Source organism: Rhizorhabdus sp. (genome assembly GCF_018006725.1).
Classification (GTDB): Bacteria; Pseudomonadota; Alphaproteobacteria; order Sphingomonadales; family Sphingomonadaceae; genus Rhizorhabdus.
Genome location: NZ_JAGMXV010000348.1, coordinates 1 through 4,009, shown reverse-complemented (window position 1 = coordinate 4,009; position 4,009 = coordinate 1). Strand labels below are relative to the sequence as shown.

The window sequence follows — 4,009 nt, the reverse complement described above, 5'->3', positions numbered from 1 at the left end:
AATGGATCATGGGTCCGCCAAGCGGCGCGGACTATCCGGCGCGCTATGAGAAGCAGTCTGCGCTCTATCAGAGCCAAGGCCTCGCCGATCCGCTGATGATCATCCACGGGTCGCGGGACGAGGTCGTGCTCTATGCCGACACCATGGCGCTGGCCGAGCGGATGATCGGCCAGGGCAAGCTGTTCGAGCTCGTCACCCTGCCGGGCGCGGGCCATCCCTGGGACATGGAAGGCCTGCCGCAGACGCGTTTCGCTTTCCGCAAGATGGTCGAGTTCCTCGATCGCAACCTGCGCCCTGCCGGCGCAACCTACCCCCGCTGAGCGGCCAGCTTGACAGAGGCTATAGGGCTCAATATCGCGTGAATATGCACATATATTGCAGCCTCCACCGTTTCGTTTCTGTCGCCCGCGCGGCGTCGGCACGCTCTGCATGACGAATGACGCGCCCGCGCGGGAGATGTCCGTTTGGGAGGCCTTGTCGCCCGCTCCGGCGCGCCGGCCGGCGGCGCGGGGCCCGCTGGAAGCCGATGTCGCAATCATCGGCGGCGGCGTCGCAGGGCTCTCGACGGCGCTGCACCTCGCCGAGCGCGGAATGGGCGTCGCGCTGGTAGAGGCGCAGACCTTCGGTGCGGGGGCGACCGGGGCAAGCGCAGGCGTCATCGCGCCGCAACTGACCAAGACGACCCCGGACGCCGTCCGCAAAAAGCTGGGCGAGGATCGTGCGTCGTGCGTTCTGCGCCTCATTGCCGAGAGCGGGACGCATGTGTTCGATCTCGTCGAACGGCACCGTCTGGACTGCGCCGCCGTCCCGGCCGGTTTCATCGCACCGCGCATGGGCGCGAACAGCCTGACGGTCCTGCAGGATGTGGTGCGCCAATGGGCGCCGATCCGGTCGGACCTGCGCGTCGTCGATCCGGAAGAGGTGATCGCGCTCACGGGCTGTCGCGGCTATCGCGCCGCTCTGGTCGATCCGACCGGTGGCGGAGTCGACCCGCTCGCGCTGGCACGCGGGCTGGCCGATCGCGCGGAGGCGCTCGGCGCCCGCCTGTACGAAGGGACTCCCGCCCTGCGGCTGGGGCGGGCGCCGGGCGGCTGGAAGGTTACGCTGCCCGACGGCGAGATCGTCGCGCGTCGCGTGATCGTCGCGGCCAATGCGAGCAATGGCGGGATCCACAAGGCCCTTAGCGGTACGATGTTGCCGCTTCCGGTCGTCGAAGTGGCGACCGAACCGCTACCCGATGCGATGCGTGCGCAGATCCTGCCGGGCAATGAGGCGCTGACCGATCTCGAACTCGATGTCTTCTCGATCCGCTATACCGCCGATGGGCGCCTCGTGACCGCTTTTCCGTCGAGCAATGGCGGGCTGCCAGACGATCTGGCCGAGAAGATCAATCGGCGCCTTGCCGAGACGCTGGTTGCCTATCAGCCGCTCAAGATCGACTTCGTCTGGCTGGGCCAGGCGGCGGTCAACACCGACCTCATTCCCCGTATCGTCCGGCTCGACGAGGGGCTGCTCGCGGTGCAGGCGTGCAACGGGCGTGGCTTGGGTATCAACGCTATTCTCGGGCGCGAACTGGCGGCCTTTCTGCTGGGGGATCGCAAGCTGGCGCAGTTGCCGGTAGCCGATGCGCGGCGCGTCTCGGGTTTCCTGTTGGCGCGTCACATCCCGCGCCTGCTGCTGACCACGGCTTTGTTCGCGAAGCAACTGCGGCGTCGGCTGGGTATGGCGTGATCGCGGGCGCGCATTAGGAAGAGGCGGGATTGGCTGCCACTCTGGCGGCCCTTGATCAGGGAGACGTTCGATGCTGCGCACCAGATTCATGCTCGGCTGCTGCGCCATGATATTGGCCGCAGGCACGTCGTCGCCCGCGCTGTCCGCTCCCCCGGCGGCAGCTGTCGTCCAAGACGAAATCCCGGCGACGCTGGTCGATTTCGCGGCCGGCTGGCGCCGGTTCGCGCAGCCCGAGTTCACCGCCGGTGCGCCTGACTTCGGGTCTGAAGCGCTTGCTCGCAAACGCGCAGGGCTGATCGAGTGGAAGGCGCGGCTGGCGCAGCTGGACCGGTCCGGCTGGACGCAGCGGGCACAGGCCGATGCGCGGCTGCTCGAAGCCGAGATGAACGGACTCGACTTCGATCTTCGCGTCCGCCGGCCCTGGGCGCGCGATCCAAGTTATTTCGCGACCGTTTATGGCGAGGAGAGCGACGTCCCCGCGCATGAGGGGCCCTCCGCCGACGTCGTCGACCTGTTCCGCTATGACTGGCCCCTGTCGAAGGCCGACGACGCTCGTCTGACGACACAGCTGCGCTCGGTGCCGATCCTGTTGCAGCGGGCGCGGACGTGGCTGGCCGATGGTAATGCGGCTGACCTCTGGCGCTATGGCGATCGGGCGCTGGCCGAACAGGCATCAGTGCTGTCGGCGCTGCTCGACGGCAGCCTGTCGATGCGGACGCTGGAAGGACAGAAGGCGGCCTCGCTGAAAGGGGCTTCGCCCGCCCTTCGCCGCGCGGTCACCGAAGCGCGCGATGCGACACTCGCCTTCGCCGCCTGGATCAAGGCCGAGGCGCCGAAGAAGACCGGTCCTTCGGGCGTCGGCAAGGTGGATTACAACTGGTATATGAAGCATGTGCAGCTGCTTCCCTATGACTGGGATGCGCAGCGCGGAATGCTGCAGCGCGAGTTGGATCGCGCCTGGGCGGGGCTCCGGCTGGAGGAAGCCCGCAACCGCCATCTTCCGCCGCTGCAGGCGATCGATGACCCGGCCGCCTATCGGCGCTTCGCCGAGCAGAAGATGGCGCGCTTTACCGATTTTCTCGTCGCCAATCGGCTGATGGAGGACAAACCCTATTACCGCGCCGCGCTCGCCGCACAGACGTTGAACTATGTCCCGCGCGAACGGCGCAACTTCTTCTACCACGTCACCGCGCTCGATCCCTGGCCGCTCTATTCGCATGATATCCACTGGATGGAACTGGCGCGGATCAAGCATGAGCCGAACGCTGATCCGATCCGTCGGACAGCGCCCCTGTTCAACATTTTCCAATCGCGCTCGGAGGGCTTCGCGACCGCGCTCGAAGAGCTGTCGATGCACGCGGGTCTCTATGACGACGTGCCGCGTGGTCGTGAACTGGTGTGGATCATGCTCGCCAACCGCGCGGCGCGCGGCCTGGCGTCGCTTCACGTGCAGGCGAATGAATGGACGCTGGCAGAGGCGGGGCGCTTCCATGCCCGCTGGACCCCGCGCGGCTATTCGGACCCCGACAATCCGCTCGTCGGCTTCGAACAGCTGCTCTATCTCCGCCAGCCGGGCTACGGCACCAGCTACGTCACCGGCAAGGCCGAACTCGACGCGCTGATCGCTGATGCGGCGGCGGCGGACGAAACCCGCCCGGCAGCGGATGTGCTGGCGGATGTCTTCGCGACGCTCACCCGCGAAGGGTCAGTGCCCTTCGCACTCTATCCGCGCCGAGCGCGCTGACGCCTGCGACGATGCCCATAAGATAAAGGGCGGCGCGGCAGACCGCAGGGCTTCTTGCCCCATGCAATCGGGCCGCGCCGCTCAAGGGGAGCCGGTCATTCTCTGTCTCAGGTCGCGTGCCTCAGAAGCTCGACCAGTCGTCCTCGACTTTCAGCGCGAGATTGCCGGCCACATGGGACGCTGAAGCGACCTTCTTCGGCGCGGGCAGAGCGGTTGCGCGCGAGGTCATAGCCTGCCTTTCGGCGCCGAACCGGAAACGCGCAACCTGTTCCGCCAGGCTGTGCGCTTCGTTGGCAAGGTTGACCGCCGATGCGGCGCTCTCCTCGACCATGGCTGCGTTCTGCTGTGTCATCCTGTCCATTTCGCCGACGGCGTCGTTGACCTGGATCAGGCTGGCGGACTGGCTTTCGGCCGACGTCGCAATGTCGGTGATGACCTCGCTGACATCGCCGACGCGGTCGACGATGCGGGTCAGCATCCGGCCGGTTTCTCCGACTAGCTTCACGCCGATCTCGACCTGCTCGGTGCTGTTGG

4 protein-coding genes are annotated in these 4,009 nt (G+C 66.9%); 3 read left to right on the top strand and 1 reads right to left on the bottom strand.

All coding sequences use genetic code 11. From position 1 onward, the window contains the following. From KAY22_RS25690 to KAY22_RS25680, 3 genes are all read left to right on the top strand, one after another. On the top strand, nt 1-320 hold a 320-nt coding region (locus KAY22_RS25690; RefSeq protein ID WP_296625944.1), incomplete at its 5' end, for a prolyl oligopeptidase family serine peptidase. 109 nt (nt 321-429) lie between these two features. Then, complete coding sequence (locus tag KAY22_RS25685) at nt 430-1,731, top strand: FAD-binding oxidoreductase (protein ID WP_296625943.1); 1,302 nt, start codon at nt 430-432, stop codon at nt 1,729-1,731. Between the two features lie 70 nt (nt 1,732-1,801). Next, nucleotides 1,802-3,475: a hypothetical protein gene (locus tag KAY22_RS25680; protein WP_296625942.1), complete on the top strand. Its 1,674-nt coding sequence runs from the start codon at nt 1,802-1,804 to the stop codon at nt 3,473-3,475. A 121-nt stretch (nt 3,476-3,596) separates the two neighbouring features. Here KAY22_RS25680 and KAY22_RS25675 read toward each other — a convergent pair. After that, on the bottom strand, nt 3,597-4,009 hold a 413-nt coding region (locus KAY22_RS25675), incomplete at its 5' end, for a methyl-accepting chemotaxis protein (RefSeq protein WP_296625941.1).